We start from the raw sequence: 17307 nt of genomic DNA on the forward strand, positions 1-17307 counted from the left end.
TAAAAGATATTTGACATTGAGTTTCTTCTGGATACATGATGTTAAAAATACCTAACATCAGGTACAGGGGATTCAACATGTCGTTTCGGGAGAAACTTGCCTGGCTGCGACTGCTCGCGCTGATCGGGTTTGGCGGCGCTTATTTCGGCCCGGTGTTCGGGTCCTATCTGGGGCTGGCAATGGTGCCGAGGGGATCATTCTGGTGGATGATCTATTGCGTTGTGACACTGTTCATCGGCCTGCCAATAGCTGCGGTCGTCATGTCACTGTTCGCCCTGCGCAACCCGCGTGAGGTGCAGAGCCCGAAGGATGAGCGGGATCGCCAGATCGGCCTGTTGGGCACGCGCACGGGATTTTATGTGCTGGCGGCGGGCATCATCCTGTCGATGCTGACCCTGCATATGGGGGCGAATATCGTGCAGATGGTGAATTACATGCTGTTCGCCCTGCTGCTGGCCGATCTGTCACGTCTGGGCACGCAGGTACTTCTCTATCGCCGGGGCTGGTAATCATGCTGCCCTTTACCAACCAAATCCGCCGCCTGCGGTTTGATGCGGGCGAGATGACACAGCAGGATCTGGCCGACCGGATCGGCGTCACCCGTCAGACCGTTGCCGCCATTGAACAGGGTAAATATTCGCCGACGCTGGAGGCGGCCTTCCGCATTGCGCTTGTCTTCAAGGTGCCGCTGGAGGCCGTGTTCCAATGGCAGGGGGACACCAAACCGGCACCCTGAAAAAAAGGGGGCGGCCCATACCGGACCGCCCCCTTCATTCTCCATATGCCGTGATCAACCCTCGCCGCTGCTGGCGGGGTTACCGATCATGGCCAGGAATTCGCGCCGCGTCTTATCATCCTCGCGGAAGGCACCGAGCATTCGGCTGGTCACCATGGTGACGCCCGGCTTGTGGATACCGCGGGTCGTCATGCACTGGTGAGTCGCCTCGATCACCACGGCCACGCCCAGCGGTTCCAGCACCTCATCGATCGTATTGGCGATCTGGGCCGTCATCTTTTCCTGGATCTGCAGGCGCTTGGAATAGACCTCGGCCACACGCGCCAGCTTTGAAATACCGACCACGCGGTTGCGGGGCAGATAAGCGATATGCACCTTGCCGATGATCGGGACCATGTGGTGCTCGCAATAGCTTTCCAGCCGGATATTGCGCAGGACCACCATCTCATCATAGCCGTCGGTTTCTTCAAACGTCCGGGCCAGAAGATCGACCGGGTCCACATCATAGCCGGCGAAGAATTCCTCATATGAACGGACAACCCGGTCAGGCGTGCCGACAAGCCCTTCACGGTCAGGGTCATCACCAGCCCAGCGGATCAGGGTGCGGACAGCGGCTTCAGCTTCAGCCTTGCTGGGCCGGATCAGGTTGGGATTGGTGGCGGCGGGGCCGGCCCGGCGGGCATGGACGGGACCTGGAACAACCTTGTCGGTGGTCTTTTTCGGCGCGGTCACGGGGATGCACTCCTCAATGTGTGTGTTCGGCTTGCGTGCGCCCCGTTGGGGACGCCGGCCGGTTCCCCCGATCCAGCCGGCCGGGCCCTCTTGAAGGGCCAAGGGCAGGCCCGGCAGAAGAAGCAGATGGCTTGTTCGCCGAATGTTTCAAGCGATGATTTCAGATATCGCCCCGGCGCTGATTTTTCCGGACCGGCACCAATGGCGCTCAGTTGAGGTGACGCGGCTGGTGCGGGCTGTCCAGCGAGAAGGCGGGGATATTGATATCGAAACTTTCCCCCGTTTCGCTCTCCATGCCGTAGGAACCGACCATGATGCCGGAGGGGGTGGAAAGCGGGGTGCCGCTGGTGTAGGTGAAGGCTTCGCCTGGTCGCAGCAGGGGCTGCTCGCCCACCACGCCGGGTCCACGCACCTCCATCATCCGGCCCATTGCGTCGGTGATGCGCCAGTGCCGCGTCCGCAGCCGGACCGTTTCCATGCCCAGATTCTCGATCCGTACATGGTAGGCCCAAACATAATGACTGTCGGCCGGCTGTGACTGGTCGGGAAGGAAGCGCGGCTCGACGGTTACCCGGATCTGCCGCGTCGTATCACTGTACATGGCCGTTCCTTCCCATTTCAGATCCGATGATCTGATCCCGGATTTCATCATGGCGGCCAAGTGCTTGCCGGCCCCAAAGCCCTATTATAGGCCGGTTGTGGCGCCATACAATGCCGGGTGGTCACCTGTGCATCAGGACAGGCACGATGCCGTCATGAAAACGCCGCTTGCGTCGGGGGGCAGTTGGCCTCATATAGCAAATCACGGTCAACTGCTCATGAGCGGCGCGATGTTGCGCTTTACCCCCCTGCGACGACGAAAGATCACGGTCCCCTTTGGGCGGCCGGTTCTTGCGCACGGGACCTGACGCGTCATCAGCGTGGGGGTCCCGGCCAGACGCTTCTCTCAGTGTCTCCCCCCATTCCATTTTTGCCGGGAAACCCCAATCGTATGAACATCACGCTTGAGCAGCCGGCTCACGCCGCCGCCATCGAACATCTCCTCGACAGCTCCTTCGGCCCCAAGCGCCACACCAAGACCGTCTATCGCCTGCGCAAGAATGTCGCCCCCGTGGCCGACCTGTGTTTTGTGGCAATGGAAACGGATGAGGCTGGGAACGAAGTGCTGCTGGGCACCATCCGGTACTGGCCGGTGCTGCTGGGCGGCAGCGTCCAGGCCTTGATGCTGGGCCCCATTGCCATTGACCCGGCGCACCGCAGTGCAGGCCTGGGCGGTAAACTGATCCGCCATAGCTTGGCAGCCGCCAAGGCGCTTGGCCATCGCATCGTCATCCTGGTGGGTGACGCACCTTATTATGTGCGTTTCGGCTTCCAGCGGGAACTCGTGGCGGGCCTGTCTCTTCCTGGCCCGGTCGATCCTTCCCGTTTTCAGGGCCTGGAATTGGTGGAAGGTGCCTTGAGCGGTGTTACCGGCATGGTGGGCCGGGCGAAGCCGGTCAAGCTGCGCACGGCTGCGGCGGTCACGACGGCGGCGCCGGCCGCACCGGTTGCGCCCCACATCGCCGCCAAGGTAACGACCCTTCCGCTGTTTGCCGCCCTGACCCAGGGTGCGGACCTGGACATGCCGGTGTCCCGACGTCGTCTGCGGCGCGCGGCGCGCTGAACCGGGCGGGCCACCGGCCATGGGGCAATCGCGAGACGATTAGCCCCTTGATCCGGCTGCCGGAACCCCCTATAAGGACGGTCCCGGCGCGGGTGTAGCTCAATGGTAGAGCAGAAGCTTCCCAAGCTTACGACGAGGGTTCGATTCCCTTCACCCGCTCCAACGACTTCCCAATAAAATCCGATTGTTTTTGACGTCGCTCCAAGGCTGTGCGGCGTCTTTTCTGTTTGTCGGTTGGGTCAAGGAAAAGGGGAAGGCGGTTGTCCGCCTCCCCCTGTTGATTGCTGGCGCTTACAAAAGTTGATCAGCCCATTTCCACGGGGATGGTCAGGAAGGCCGTTGTTTCCCCACGGCGGACCTGGATCAGGGCGTTCTTGCGGCCGGATTTGGAGGCAGCCTTGACCTGGGTGGCGACCTCCGATGGCTGGGCCACGGGATTATTGTTCACCGACGTGATGACATCGCCAGGACGCAGGCCTTCCACGCCCTCGCTCACCTCCAGGACAACCACACCGGCGGCATCATCCGGCAGCCGCAGGCGCTGGCGCCACTGGCTGTTCAGGCTGGAGAGTTTCAGGCCCGCTACTTCCTCGCCATCCTGCTTTTGGGCTTCGGCCTTGGCCAGGCGCTGCTGCGGCTGGCCGGGGGCCTGTTCGACGGTCACCGCCAGGGTCCGTTCCTTGCCGTCGCGCCACAGGGCCAGATCCAGCTTGGTACCCGGCTTTACCATGCCGACCTGACGGGCCAGGTCGCGCGTATCCTTGATGGGTTTGCCGCCCGCCGACAGGACCACGTCGCCGGGCTTCAGGCCAGCCTTCTCCGCGGGGCTCTTTGGCTCGACCGCTGCGATCAGGGCGCCACCCTCCTTCGACAGGCCCAGGCCATCGGCCAGTTCTTTAGTCACGCCCTGCAGGTTTACGCCCAGCCAGCCGCGTTCCACCTTGCCGTCGCGCTTCAGCGCGTCGACCACCGGCTTGGCCAGGTTGGAAGGGATGGCGAAGCCGATGCCGACAGAGCCGCCATTGGGTGAGAAAATGGCCGTGTTGATGCCAATGACATCGCCGGCCATGTTAAAGGTCGGACCGCCGGAATTGCCGGAATTGATGGAGGCATCAAGCTGAATATAGTCATCATAGGGGCCCGAGCCGATATCACGCGACCGGGCTGAGACGATGCCTGCGGTCACCGTTCCGCCCAAGCCGAACGGGTTGCCCACGGCAACGGCCACGTCACCCACCCGCACCTTGTCGCTGTCGGCGAATTTGAGCGCGGGCAGGGGCTTGTCGGTCTTGACCTTCAATACGGCAAGATCGGTGCGTTCATCCTCGCCCACGATCTCGGCCTCCCGCTCTGTCCCGTCACTGAAGGCAACGGTCACCTGATCGGCGTCGGCGATGACATGGCGGTTGGTGACCACATAACCGGCCGTGTCAAACACAAAGCCAGACCCCAGGGCGCGGGCTACCGGTGCCCCCCTTCCATCGCTGCGGCCCCCCTGACCGGGCAGCCCCGGCATGCCGAAGCGGCGCAGGAATTCTTCCAGTTCGGGGGGGATATTGCCGCGGGCAGCACTGCGTGTCGGGGTCGTCTGGGCGGCGGTGATGGTCACCACGGCCGGCGACACACGTTCCACAAGATCGGCGACACCACCATTGGCCAGCACCTCGGCCGGGGCCGCATGGGCGGTTTCGATGGCTGCCGGGGCCAGCAGGGCGGTGCCAGCCAGCAGGGCCATGGCCAGATGGCGGCGGAGAGCCCGGGCATTGGCAAGCGACATCCTATTCTCCATTCTTTTTCTCTGACGGACGTGACCGGTGCGGTCCGGCCGCGCCTTCGATGGTTGCAGCCTGACAGGGACCTGCCGACAGGCAACTGACAGGCGGATGACAATTCTGTCATCCATGCCGAGCCGTTACGGTGGGGCCGCCCGGGTCGGGTTTCAAGCGCCCGCAGATGAAACTTTGTTCATCTTGCCGTAAGGGTCCTGTCAGAGGGCCTGTCATAAGGTGCATACATGGATCGACGGGGCACATGCCCCACACCCCCCCCAGCCCCTTCGGTCCATATGAGAGGTCGGCGGGGACCGCTTCCCCACTCTCCGGTCCCCGCCACCGCCCTCTCGCGACATGAGTACATCTTAGTCTCTCTCGTCCCCTGTGGCCGGGCGGCCCCCACCGCCCGGCCATATCTTTTTATTGTTGTTTTTGTTGTTCCCTCAGGCGCCGGGCCGGCGGTCGCCGGCCTGCAGCGGCCTTCACCACTGCTTCATTTTGCCTGAGGTGGTATTTCCAAGCGAACCTGTCCGGGTTTAGGATGCGTGCATCATGAAGATCCTTGTCATTGAAGACGACCGCGCCACCGCCGATTACCTAGTCAAGGGTCTGAAAGAGGCCGGCCATGTGGTTGACCACGCCGATAATGGCCGTGACGGCCTGTTCATGGCGGCCTCCGAACCCTATGATGGCTTGATCGTTGACCGTATGTTGCCCGGCCGCGATGGGTTGTCGCTGCTGGAAGTGCTGCGTGCCACAGGCAATGACACGCCGGCCCTGGTCCTGTCAGCGCTGGGCAGTGTGGATGACCGGGTCAAGGGGTTGCGGGCCGGGGCCGACGATTATCTGACCAAGCCATTTGCCTTTGCCGAACTGCTGGCCCGGCTGGAGGTCATGCAGCGCCGTGCCCGGGGCGGTGGTTCGGCGCCGGTCACCAGGCTGCAGATTGCCGATCTGGAGATGGACCTGCTGGCCCGTAGCGTCAAACGCGCCGGCAAGCCGGTGGACCTGCTGCCGCGTGAGTTCCAATTGCTGGAATATCTGATCCGCAATGCCGGCAACGTGGTCACCCGCACCATGCTGCTGGAAAATGTCTGGGACTATCATTTCGATCCACAGACCAATGTCATCGATGTGCATATTGCCCGCCTGCGCCAGAAGATCGACAAGGATCATCCGGTGGCCCTGATCCACACGGTACGCGGGGCGGGCTATGTCATCCGTGAGCCGGCTTAACTTTAACTTCCTGCGTACCACCAGCTTTCGGCTGGCGGCCTTTCATCTGGGCCTGTTCACCTTGTCGGTGATGGTGGTCCTGGCGGTCGTCTATTGGTTCACCGCCGGCTTCATCAACCGCCATACGGAAGAAACCGTGCTGCGGGAGGTGGAGGAACTGACCGCCGTACTGAATGAGCGGGGGCGGATCAGCCTGTTGCGGGTGATTTCGGAGCGGGCCTCAGACAGCCGCACCGACATGATCTATGCCCTGACCACACCAGGACGCGATGTCATCGCCGGCAATCTGGCCAATTGGCCGTCCGGCGATCTGGGGTCGGGCTGGGTGGAATTTGAGATCAAATCACGCCAGGAGCCAGGGCGAAAACGCCAGGCGGTGGCGGTCATCCTGCCCATTGATGGCATCGGCTGGTTGCTGGTTGGGCATGACATGACCGACCGTTATCTGCTGCGCGGCCAATTGTTGACGGGCCTTATCTGGGCTGTGTCCCTGGCCTTTGCGGTTGGCATGGTCGGGGCCGTCTATATGAGCCGGCGGGTGGCGGAGCGGATCGAGAGCATCAATCGAACCATCGACCGGATCACGGCTGGTTCCTTTGCCGACCGGATGCAGGTTACCGGGTCGGGGGACGAGATCGACCGGTTGGTGACCAAACTGAACCGTATGCTGGACGAGATCGGCCGCCTGATGCTGGGCATGCGGCAGGTCACCGACAATGTCGCCCATGATCTGCGCACCCCCCTGTCGCGTCTGCGTGCCCGGCTGGAACTGGCGCAACTGGATGAAACCCTGTCGGAGGTGCAGTTCACCACCCTGGAACAGGCCATCGCCGAGATTGACCGGCTGCTGGGCGTGTTCAACGCCATCCTGACCATTGCGGCGGCAGAAACCGGCCGGGCGCGCACCGATTTTGAACCGGTGGATCTGGCGGCCCTGGCCGCAGAAGTGGCGGAACTGTACACCCCGCTGGCCGAGGAGCGCGGCCTGTCCATGGATGTGCATGCCGGCAGCCCGGTGACCGTGCGCGGCAGTCGCCAGCTTCTGGCCCAGTTGATCAGCAATCTGATCGAAAATGCAGTCAAATACTCCCCAGCACACGGGCATGTGACGGTGGCGGCGGGGACCGAGGCCGGCCGGCCCTTCCTGTCGGTGTCCGACCAGGGACCGGGCATTCCCGCCGACAGTCGTGACAAGGTGCTGGAACGGTTCGTGCGACTGGAGGCCCATCGCGGTACGCCTGGCCATGGGCTGGGTCTGTCGCTGGTCGCCGCCGTGGCCCGGCTGCATGACGCCACCCTGTCCCTGTCCGATGCTCGCCCTGGGGTGGACATGCCCGGCTTGACAGTTGGTCTGCGGTTCTCGGGATCATAGGATTTCTGTTGACATACACCAGATAATAATCCTATATCTGATCTCACCAAGGCCCGAATAGTGTCCTGACCCGCCGGGTGGCACCGGGCCTGGTGCATCGTCCCCCTCCCATGGCCTGACAGAGGCCCCGCATCGGTAACCGCTGTTCCCAGCGGCCGATTGGCGGGGCCTCTGATTTTTGGCCATCCCCCCATCGCTGCCCGACATGCGGCCGGACCCGTTCTGGCAACCGCGACGGCTGCCACCATGACAGGAATGAGGTCCCAGGATGTCCACCGACATCGAGAAATCGTTCGTGAAGCAGTATGAGCGCGAGGTGCATGAGGCCTATCAGCGCCTGGGCTCCAAACTGCGCGCTACCGTGCGTTCCAAGAATAATGTGAAGGGTGCCACCACCGTCTTTCAGAAGGTCGGCAAGGGTGTCGCCAGCACCAAGTCGCGCCATGGCAATGTCCCGGTGATGAACCTGGACCATGGCACCGTCGACTGCACGCTGGCGGACTATTATGCCGGTGACTGGGTCGATAAGCTGGATGAGCTGAAGACCAACATCGATGAACGCAGTGTCATTGCCAATGCTGGTGCCTATGCGCTGGGCCGCAAGACCGATGAGTTGATCATCGGCCGCCTGGATGCCGGAGCGCGTTTCGCCGGTGCTGACACGGACGGCCTGACCAAGGATAAGGTCCTGGCGGCATTTGAGATGCTGGGAGCTGCCGATGTGCCCGATGATGGCCAGCGTTATGCCGTCGTCGGCTGGAAACAATGGAGCCAGTTGCTGGGCATCGAGGAGTTTGCCAATGCCGACTATGTCGGTGACGGCGAGCTGCCCTGGCGCGGGACACAGGCCAAGCGCTGGCTGGGTACGCTGTGGATGCCGCACTCGGGCCTGACGATTGCCGCCGGCAATGTTCGCCTGTGTCACTGGTACCATAAGACCGCCGTCGGCCATGCCAGCGGTGCTGATGTGACCAGCGACATCACCTGGCATGGCGACCGTGCCGCCCATTTCGTCAACAACATGATGTCGCAGGGCGCAGCCCTGATCGATGCCACCGGCGTCGTCACCCTGCGCTGCAAGGAGTAACCGTCATGGCCTATCTGTCGCGGGACCTGTCGGTCCTGGCCTATGCCAATGGCTTCACGCTTTGGCATTACACAACGCCTGATGCCCATACGGCGGTGCGGACCACCGGCTATTTCAACGCTGCCAGCCACATGCTGCGCCTGGGCGACATGATCCTGGCCAATACCGGTGTCGGCAGCACCCCGGTGGCCGGCATTCTTCTGGTCAATGCCAATAGCGGTGGCGTGATCGACACCGCCGACCTGACCCAGGTGGGGACGGCGGACACGGATTGATCCACCCGCCCGCTTTGTTCTTCGTCATCCCGGCGCAGGCCGGGACCCCGGGGCCCAGAGCCCGACCCAACAGCAGCGGTCAGCAACGCTGCGTAGACCGTTGTTCCTGTGGCCCCGATGTCCCGGCCTGCGCCGGGATGACGGGAGAGGGGCGGGAAAGCGGGCAGTCCAATGGAGTTCCCCCCATGGCTTATTCTGCTGTCGGTCTGTGTGCCCGTGCGCTTTTGAAAATCGGGGCCAATCCAATCACGTCGTTCCAGGACGGCACCGCCGAAGCGGAACTGGCCGCGGCCCTTTATGCCCCCACCCGTGACGCCCTGCTGGCCGCCCATGGCTGGAGCTTTGCTACACGACAGGTCCCGCTGGTCCGCCGTGCCGATCCCCCGCCCGCCGATTTTGCCCATGGTTTCGCCCTGCCCGATGATTTCCTGCGGGCCCTGTCCCTGGGAAGCGGCGGGCGGGGGCGGGGCTTGGCATACCGTATTCAAGGCCGCGACGTGCTGGCCGATGCCGATGCGGTGACCCTGACCTATGTTGCCCGCGTTGCAGAGGGCAGTTTCCCCGCCTTTTTTGATGCGGCCCTGATCGCCCGGCTGGCGGCAGAATTCTGTGTGCCGCTGACGGAGAACAATTCGCGGGCTGAAACCCTGCTGAAAAGTGCCGAGACGGATTTCCGTCGCGCCCGTCTGACCGATGCGTCGCAGGACAGCCAGGAGGGGTTCAGCGATTTCACCCTGATCGAGGCCCGCCTGTCATGACCCGTCTGAAAACCGTCAAGACCAGCTTCACCGGCGGCTGTGTCAGTCCCGACCTGTTGGGAAGGGGCGACCTGGCCGCCTTTGAGAATGGGGCGCTGACCCTCACCAATGTTCTGATTGAACCCACGGGCGGCATCACGCGCCGACCTGGTACCGGCTTCATTGCCCATGTACCGGGGCCAGGTCGTCTGATCCCGTTCACCTTCAACACGGAACAGACCTATCTGCTGGTCTTCACCGACCTGCAGGTTTCCGTGTTCGGCGATGATCGGGTGCAGGCCATACTGCCGTCGCCCTGGACCCAGGAACAGCTCTCCAACCTGACCTGGGCACAAAGTGGCGATGTGTTGCTGGTCTGTCATCCCGATCGTGAGCCCCGCCGTATCAGCCGTGTCGGTCCCGGCCTGTGGAATGTTGAACCTTGGGTTTTCGCCGAGGAGGAGGGGCGGCCGCGGATTCCATTTTTCCGCTTTGCCGATCCCGCCATCACCCTGACCCCGTCGGGTATGACGGGCCGTATCAGGCTGCGGGCGTCGGCGCCGCTGTTCACACCCGGCCATGAGGGCGCCCCTTTTCGTATCCACCGCAAGCCAGGGCGCATCGCTGCGGTGCGGTCGGGCACAGAGGCCGAGATCGATCTGGCCGACACCCTACCCCACACCAACCCCACGGCCGATTGGGATGAGGCGGCGTTCAGCCCGCAGCGAGGCTGGCCCCTGTCGGTGGCCTTCCATCAGGACAGGTTGGTCATTGGCGGCTCGCGCGACCTGCCCAACCGGCTCTGGCTGTCGAAATCGGGCGATCTGTTCAATTTCGACCTTGGCGAGGGAGAGGATGACAGTGCCATCGAATTCGCCATCCTGTCGGATGAGGTGAACCCCATCCGTGCCGTCCATTCTGGACGGCATTTGCAGGTCTTCACCACTGGTGGGGAATGGGCCGTGACTGGCGTTCCCCTGACCCCCACCGCCATCCGTCTGGATCGGCAGACCCGCATCGGCAGTGTCGCCACCCGCAACATCCCGCCGCAGGAGATTGATGGCGGCACCCTTTTTGCTGCCGGCGACGGGTCGATCCGTGATTTTTTGTGGACCGATCTGGAGCAATCCTACTCCGCGGCCGATCTCACCCTGACCACACGCCCCATTCTGCCCGGTACAGTGGATCTGGAATATGATCGCCGCCGCCGTCTGTTGCTGGCAGTGCAGGCGGATGGAACGTTGGCGGTGCTGACGCTTTACCGCAATGAACAGATTCGCGCCTGGGTGCGGCTGGTCACGGCCGGCCGCGTGCTTTCTACAGCCCAGGTCGGCGCCCATCTCTACTGGCTGGTGGACCGCGATGGCCGCGTGTCCGTGGAGGTGTGGGATGACGCGCTGCATGTCGATGCCGGGCTGGCCGGGTCAGTGGATCACCCGACCGCCCGTTGGACTGGTCTGCACCATCTGGACGGTCGGCCGGTGGCGGTCCTGGCCGATGGAGCCGTCACGACCGTTGAGCCCGTCATCGCAGGCCGTCTTCGATTGCCGATACCGGCCAGACAGGTCCAGGCGGGTCTGGCCTTTACCCATGAGATTGAACCCATGCCGCCCAACCTGCTGGCGGCGGAGGGACAGGGACGGCGTGCGCGTCTGCTGGCGGTAACCTTCCGGTTGAAGGATACGCCCGCGCTGCGCGCCGACCTGGGGCGGGGGCCGGTGGAAGTGCCGCTGCGGCGCGCCACCGGCCCGGCGCTGGCCATGGCGCCTGCCCCCGGCTTTACCGGCGACCGGCGACTGACGGCGACCGGTTGGCAGACCAGCCGTGCTGGCCCGCCCTGGCGCATCGCCGAGGAGAGGCCGCTGCCGTTCACGCTGCTGTCCGTAACCCACGAAATGAAGGTGAATGACTGATGGGCGGGATCACGACACCGGCGCTGATGGTGCTGAGCCATTCCGCACCCGGCAGTTCCTATATCAAGGCGGCGACCGGACTGGTGAATACCACCCGGCAGGCCAAGGACCTGCTGGGCATCACCAAATCCCGGCGCAAGAAACAGGAGCGCCGCCTGCTGGAAGCTGAACAGGCCGCTGACAGCGCCGACCTGACGGCCCGGCAGGCGGCAGACCTGGATGACCTGCAACGCCGCAATGCCAGCAGTGCTGCGCGTATCCAGGCTGAAAGCGAAAGGGTCCAAGTCCGTAGCCGCCGCGCTTTGCGCCAGGAAACGGGCAGCCTGCGGGCAGCCTTGGGCGCGCAGGGTATCAGCACTGCGGACGGGTCCGGCGAGGCCGTGATCCTGGGTCGGGAAAGGGCTGCCGCCGAGGAGCAGGAAAATGCCATCCGCTTGGATGCGTTGAAGCTGGCCGCTCTCAGTGATGATGAAGAGGCGCTGAAACGCCGCAACCTGCTGGATCTGACCCGCCAGCAGGAACGCCAGCGCCTGGAGCGCTTAGCGCGGGGGCTGTGATCTGCCCCTTGCCCCGGACCAATCGGTCGACCTTCAAGCCATGAGGCTCCCATGCCCACCGCCCCCATTCCGGCGGCCAGCCCTGTCGCGCGCTATATCGCCGACGGGGTGGCCAGCCGTTTTGCCTTTGCTTTCCCGATCTACGCCGCCGCCGACCTGTCGCTCTATCTGGATGCAGCCCCCTGGACCAGCGGCTTTACGCTGGAAGGGCTGGGTGATCCGGCCGGCGGGGCGGTGCAGTTGGACACAACACCGGCGGCTGGCACCATTATCACCATCGAACGCCGTGTCGCATTGGACCGGCAGGCGGATTTTCTGGAAAGCGGGCCGCTGGCTGCCAGAAGCCTGAACGAACAGTTGAATCGCCTTACATCCATGGTGCAGCAACTGGCCGCCGATCAGGCGCGCATGCTGCGCGCGGCCCCCACTGACCTGCCCGCGTCGCCCTTGCTGCCCGACCGCGCCGTGCGGGCGGGGGCGGCACTGGGCTTTGATGCGTCCGGCAATCCCGTTGCACTGCCGCTGGACAGGCTGCCTGCTGCGGGCATTGTCTCCGCCCATGGGCCGGGGGCTGTCAGCCGGGATGTGACCGACAAGCTGCGCGATGTGGTGACGGCCAAGGATTTCGGCGCTGTCGGTGACGGGGTCACCGACGATACCGGCGCCATCCTTGCGGCTCTGGCGGCGCATCGCTCCGTCTTCTTGCCGGCCGGCACCTATCGGACCACCGCGCCCATTGTGCTGGGTTATGGCCGCACCCTTTATGGCGAGGGGGAGGGCAGTGTGATCCAGGCCCGTGCAGCCGCCTTTGATCCCGTCAACCTGCCCACCTATCCCAGCTTGTTCAATGCTGTGGAGATGGTGGATGGCTATGCCAGCTTGCGCGACCTGCGCATTGTCGGCGGGGCCACGGGGGTGAAGCTGTTCGGGCGTGATGGGCCGTGCGTCAAGAATGTTGTGGAGAATCTGTCGATCTGGGACAGCATCAACGGCATTGTTCTGGACGGCCATCACGACACCAACCGGCCCTGTTACTGGAACCATATCGCCCGTGTCCTGGTGGCCCGTCCCCAGGCGCATGGCGTGCTGTTCACCGTGGAAGGTGATGGCGACACGCCCAATGCCAACAAGTTTCAGGATGTACGCGTCTATTCCCTGGCGGCCCCCATCAGCGGCTGCGGCTTTTTTATCTCTGCCGGGCGCTTCAATAACAGCTTCACCGATTGCGAGGCCAACCTGCATCCGAGCGGACAGGCCTGTCTGCGGCTGGGGGCGGCCACCGACCAGAACCTGATTGTCAATTTCTACGCCGAAAGCCTGGGCGCCCTGCCCGGCATCCGCATTGACAATGGCAGCCAGAATACCAGCATCGTCAACCTGTTCAGCGCCACCGGCGGGCAGCCGATCTGGGATACGTCATCATCCCGCGCCTATACGGCTATCAATGCCGGCTATCCGCTGCGCAACCTGTTGAAGGAAACCCATATCACCGACCTGCGGGTCGAAGGGTTCAGCGTTGATACCAATTATGTGGAGCCGGCCAGCGGCGGACTGGTCAATGCCGACCTGACCTCTACCACGCATCTGATTTCGGCCTTTGGCGGGGCGGTGGAATTTCGCCTGCCCAAGGCGGACACGGCCAATGGCCGCATCTTGACCATCAAGAAGACCGACAGTTCCGCCAATCCTGTTACCGTCACCGAGCTGGGCGGGCCAGGACCGGACGGCCGGCCGGTCATCCTGTCCTCGCGCTATGATCATGTCAGCGTCGTGTCCAACGGGGCGGGGTGGTGGGTAACGGCGCGTACCGGGCATCCGGGCAATGCTGAATTCCGTGACGAGGCCGGTCTGTTCGAGCCTGACCTGATGAAGGACCTCTACCTTGTCAGCGGTGGCGACGGCGATGTGGAGGTGCGCCTGCCCAGCCCGTCGGCGACCCAGGCCGTCGGACGGCGCGTCACGATCAAGAAATCTGACAGTTCCACCGGCCGGATCAGCGTCACCGCCGCCACGGGCACGGGGCCGGATGGCCGCGTCTGGAACCTGGCGCAGCACCATGAGCAGGTGACAGTATTTTCCAACGGGGCGGCCTGGTGGGTCACCTCGGCCAGCCGTATGCCGTCGACGATCCATTTCCATGAGGCGGCGGGCCTGTTCCAGCCCGACCTGGGTGCTGAACATTACCTTGTCTCCGCCTTTGCCGGGGTGGTGGAGGTGCGGCTGCCGGCCCCGGCTGCTGCCAATAGCGGCACCCGCCTGACCGTGAAGAAGACCGACCCGTCCACCAACCTTGTCAATGTCACCGCCGGCGATGGCACGGGGGGACCGGATGGCGGACCCAAACCCCTGTCGGTGCAGTTTGACAGTATGACCCTGCTGTCCAACGGGGCGGCGTGGCACATAATCGGGCGAACGTGATGGAGACCGCCGACCCTGGGGGAAAGGAAGGCTTCGTCACTTTTCTGGACCGCTGGAACGCCGAACAGGGCCTGAAGACGCCAGGTCTGCATACTGATATGGCCGGCTGGCTGGAACGCCGCTGGCGGGCGGGGTCGAAGGAGTTGCTGCTGCTGGCGTTCCGTGACAGCGGCAAATCCACCCTGATCGGCCTGTTCTGTGCCTGGCTTCTGTATCTGGATGCCAACCGCCGCGTGATGGTGCTGGCTGCCGACACCCATCTGGCCAAGAAGATGGTGCGCACCGTCAAACGCATCGTGGAGCGTCACCCCCTGTGCCAGGGCATGAAGCCGCCCAAGCCCGATCTGTGGGGGGCAGAGGAATTCGCCATTGCCCGCGACAAGGTGGGACGTGATCCATCCATGGTGGCCAAGGGCATCACCGCGAATGTCACCGGCAGCCATGCCGACATCGTGGTCTGTGATGATGTGGAGGTGCCAAACACCTGCGGCACCGCCGAAAAGCGCCAGGAACTCCGTCAGCGTTTGGGGGAAATCGCCTATGTGCTCTCACCCGGCGGTACGCAGCTTTACATCGGTACCCCGCATTCCTTTCAGTCGATCTATAGCCAGCGCGCTTGTGTGGAGGAGGGAGAGGAGGGGCCGTTCCTGGATGGGTTCGAGCGGTTGGAACGCCCTATCCTGACCGAAACCGGGGCCAGTGCCTGGCCGGAACGCTTCACCCCGGAAAGCATCGACCGTATCCGTCGGCGCAGCAGTGCCAACAAATTTGCCAGCCAGATGATGCTGCGGCCCGTGTCGCTGGAGGATGGGCGGCTGGATGTGGACAGGCTGGTTGCTTATGATTGGGACCTGATTGAACCAAAACTGGCCGCCCCTGATTTCCGCCTGGGTCCACACCGGTTGCGGTCGTTGCGTGTCTGGTGGGACCCGGCCGTTGGTCTGCGCGACAAGAAACGCCGCCGGGCCGGGGACGGGTCGGTGGCGATCCTGCTGGGAGAGGATGGGGAAGGTCGGTTCTTCATTCACCGCGCCCTCTACCTGACGGTGCCTGCCGGATCGGAAGAAACAGCGGGTGCTGCCCAGTGCCGCGAACTGGTCGCCATGGTGGCCGATACGGGCGTGCGGTTGATCCATCTGGAGGTCAATGGGGTGGGGGCCTTCCTGCCGGAAACCCTGCGTCGCACCCTGTTTGAACGGGGATTGACCAAGGTCAGTGTGCTGGAACAGCGCTCAGTTCAGGCCAAGGTCGACCGGATTCTGGGAACCATTGACGGGCCGCTGCATGCCAGCCTGATTTATGCCCATGACAGTGTCATTGCCGGTCCGTTGGGTCGGGAGATGCGGGAATGGCGCCCACGCGGGCGGGGCCATGATGATGGCTTGGATGCCCTTGCCGGCGCCATGTCGATGTGTCCGCGACCGCGCCCCGACCATACACGCCAGACCGGGCCGATCCTGGCCCAGAGCGATTTCGACCTTTGATCCCTCTCTGCGAAAGGAAACACGGATGACCCGTCCTCTGCTGGTCCCTGAACCCCACCGCGCGCCCAGCCTGCCTGCTGATAGCGGCCAGGACACATTGGCGCGTGCCATCTGGGCCCATGGCCATGGCCGTGGCGTGCGCGCGATGGAAGCGCTGGCCGCGATGGCCCTGAACGCGCGCCATGGACAGCCAGGCCGATCACTGGTGCAGGTGGTGCGTGACCCGATGCTGTTTGCGGCCTGGGGGCCGGACGACCCGCGTCATGGCCCGATGCTGGCGGTGGATGGTGGTGACCTGTCCTTTGCCGCCGCCCACCGCATCGCCCGCCGCGCCATTGCCGGGCTGGACCTGATCGTCGCCGGGGCCAACCGGTTTCTGGATGATGCCGACCCAGTGCCCGCCTGGGCCGTGGGCTTGACCCCGGTGGCCGTTCTGGCGGGGTTCAGTTTTTACCGGGTGTGAGTGCGCAATGCCGGCCCAATTCTCATTGGGCTTGCAACCACGCCATCGTGAGGCTGGCCATGGCTTCGGCGCCGATGGCCAGACTGCTTTCGTCGACCTTGAACAGGGGCGAATGGTTGCTGGGGGCCTTCTCGATCGGCACATTGGTCGGGGTGGCGCCGACCCAGAAGAAAAAGCCGGGGATTTTCTGCTGGAAAAAGCTGAAATCCTCCGCCCCGGTTGTCTTGCTGCCTTCGACCAGCTTGCCCGGCCCTGCAACCTGCGCCAGGACCGGGGCCGCCCATTTTGTCAGGTCGCGATCATTGTCGGTGACGGGATAGCCGGTTTCGATGGTGACACTGGCCGTCGCGCCGGCGCTTTCGGCAATGTTTTCTGCAACCCGCCGGATGCGTTCATGCACCTCCTGGCGCATGCCCTGATCAAAGGTGCGGATGGTACCGACCATTTCTGCCTTGTCCGGGATGATGTTGGACCGCACGCCGCCGTTCAGCGCCCCCACTGTCACCACCGCCGGTTCCTTGATCACCTCCATATTGCGGCTGACGATGGTTTGCAGGCCGACCAGGATCTGGGCTGAAGTGACCAGCGGGTCCACACCCGTCCAGGGTCGGCCACCATGTGCCTGCCGGCCCTGCACCACGATCTTGAACGTATCGGCCGCCGCCATGGCTGGGCCAGGGCGATAGGCGATGGTGCCGACATGATAGGCTGACACCAGATGCAGGCCAAAGATCGCTTGCGGTATCGGTTCCTGGTCCAGCACACCCTGTTTCACCATCAGTTCGGCGCCGCCCTCCTCGCCCTCCGGCGGCCCTTCTTCTGCCGGCTGGAAGATGAACTTGACCGTGCCCGGCAGGTCGGC

17 protein-coding genes and 1 tRNA gene are annotated in these 17307 nt (G+C 63.7%); 14 read left to right on the forward strand and 4 right to left on the reverse strand.

Annotated features, from left to right (window positions below; genetic code table 11):
- Nucleotides 1–77: 77 nt before the first annotated feature.
- The gene (locus CHU95_RS03045) at nucleotides 78–509 is read left to right on the forward strand and encodes a hypothetical protein (RefSeq protein ID WP_094453618.1); all 432 of its coding nucleotides are present in this window, start codon (nucleotides 78–80) and stop codon (nucleotides 507–509) included.
- 2 nt (nucleotides 510–511) lie between these two features.
- Nucleotides 512–736, forward strand: a complete 225-nt coding sequence (locus CHU95_RS03050) for a helix-turn-helix transcriptional regulator (protein WP_094453620.1) — start codon at nucleotides 512–514, stop codon at nucleotides 734–736.
- 54 nt (nucleotides 737–790) lie between these two features.
- On the opposite strand, the gene folE is transcribed toward CHU95_RS03050, so the two are convergent.
- Together folE and apaG are read right to left on the reverse strand one after the other, a co-directional pair.
- Entirely contained in the window at nucleotides 791–1381 is a 591-nt protein-coding gene (gene folE / locus CHU95_RS03055) for a GTP cyclohydrolase I FolE (protein WP_245837836.1), read from the reverse strand.
- A 295-nt stretch (nucleotides 1382–1676) separates the two neighbouring features.
- Entirely contained in the window at nucleotides 1677–2069 is a 393-nt protein-coding gene (apaG, locus tag CHU95_RS03060; RefSeq protein WP_094453624.1) for a Co2+/Mg2+ efflux protein ApaG, read from the reverse strand.
- 390 nt (nucleotides 2070–2459) lie between these two features.
- Here apaG and CHU95_RS03065 point away from each other — a divergent pair, with 390 nt between their 5' ends.
- Nucleotides 2460–3131, forward strand: coding sequence for a GNAT family N-acetyltransferase (locus CHU95_RS03065; RefSeq protein ID WP_094453626.1), 672 nt, complete (start codon nucleotides 2460–2462; stop codon nucleotides 3129–3131).
- Nucleotides 3132–3219: 88 nt separating this feature from the next.
- Nucleotides 3220–3293 (forward strand) — tRNA-Gly (locus CHU95_RS03070).
- A gap of 142 nt (nucleotides 3294–3435) precedes the next feature.
- Here CHU95_RS03070 and CHU95_RS03075 read toward each other — a convergent pair.
- On the reverse strand, nucleotides 3436–4908 hold the full coding sequence (locus CHU95_RS03075) for a DegQ family serine endoprotease (RefSeq protein ID WP_165771975.1): 1473 nt from the start codon (nucleotides 4906–4908) through the stop codon (nucleotides 3436–3438).
- Nucleotides 4909–5455: 547 nt separating this feature from the next.
- Between CHU95_RS03075 and CHU95_RS03080 the strand changes: the two genes are divergently transcribed.
- The 10 genes from CHU95_RS03080 (at nucleotide 5456) to CHU95_RS03125 (ending at nucleotide 16445) form a co-directional block, all read left to right on the forward strand.
- Nucleotides 5456–6139, forward strand: a complete 684-nt coding sequence (locus tag CHU95_RS03080) for a winged helix-turn-helix domain-containing protein (protein ID WP_094453630.1) — start codon at nucleotides 5456–5458, stop codon at nucleotides 6137–6139.
- Complete coding sequence (locus CHU95_RS03085) at nucleotides 6117–7511, forward strand: sensor histidine kinase (RefSeq protein WP_094453632.1); 1395 nt, start codon at nucleotides 6117–6119, stop codon at nucleotides 7509–7511. The genes CHU95_RS03080 and CHU95_RS03085 overlap by 23 nt, the downstream gene beginning before the upstream one ends.
- 268 nt (nucleotides 7512–7779) lie before the next feature.
- Entirely contained in the window at nucleotides 7780–8598 is an 819-nt protein-coding gene (locus CHU95_RS03090; RefSeq protein ID WP_094453634.1) for a phage capsid protein, read from the forward strand.
- 5 nt (nucleotides 8599–8603) lie between these two features.
- Nucleotides 8604–8873: a hypothetical protein gene (locus tag CHU95_RS03095; protein ID WP_094453636.1), complete on the forward strand. Its 270-nt coding sequence runs from the start codon at nucleotides 8604–8606 to the stop codon at nucleotides 8871–8873.
- Nucleotides 8874–9058: 185 nt separating this feature from the next.
- Entirely contained in the window at nucleotides 9059–9631 is a 573-nt protein-coding gene (locus tag CHU95_RS03100; RefSeq protein WP_094453638.1) for a phage connector family protein, read from the forward strand.
- Complete coding sequence (locus CHU95_RS03105; protein ID WP_094453640.1) at nucleotides 9628–11523, forward strand: phage tail protein; 1896 nt, start codon at nucleotides 9628–9630, stop codon at nucleotides 11521–11523. Before CHU95_RS03100 ends, CHU95_RS03105 begins: the two co-directional genes overlap by 4 nt.
- A complete protein-coding gene (locus CHU95_RS03110) occupies nucleotides 11523–12080 on the forward strand; it encodes a hypothetical protein (protein ID WP_094453642.1) in 558 nt (185 codons plus the stop codon). The genes CHU95_RS03105 and CHU95_RS03110 overlap by 1 nt, the downstream gene beginning before the upstream one ends.
- 51 nt (nucleotides 12081–12131) lie before the next feature.
- Nucleotides 12132–14498, forward strand: a complete 2367-nt coding sequence (locus CHU95_RS03115) for a glycosyl hydrolase family 28-related protein (RefSeq protein WP_094453644.1) — start codon at nucleotides 12132–12134, stop codon at nucleotides 14496–14498.
- Complete coding sequence (terL, locus tag CHU95_RS03120) at nucleotides 14498–15982, forward strand: phage terminase large subunit (RefSeq protein ID WP_094453646.1); 1485 nt, start codon at nucleotides 14498–14500, stop codon at nucleotides 15980–15982. The genes CHU95_RS03115 and terL overlap by 1 nt, the downstream gene beginning before the upstream one ends.
- A gap of 25 nt (nucleotides 15983–16007) precedes the next feature.
- A complete protein-coding gene (locus CHU95_RS03125; RefSeq protein WP_094453648.1) occupies nucleotides 16008–16445 on the forward strand; it encodes a hypothetical protein in 438 nt (145 codons plus the stop codon).
- A gap of 22 nt (nucleotides 16446–16467) precedes the next feature.
- Here CHU95_RS03125 and CHU95_RS03130 read toward each other — a convergent pair.
- On the reverse strand, nucleotides 16468–17307 hold an 840-nt coding region (locus tag CHU95_RS03130; RefSeq protein ID WP_133065397.1), incomplete at its 5' end, for an amidohydrolase.

Source organism: Niveispirillum lacus (assembly GCF_002251795.1).
Classification (GTDB): domain Bacteria; phylum Pseudomonadota; class Alphaproteobacteria; order Azospirillales; family Azospirillaceae; genus Niveispirillum; species Niveispirillum lacus.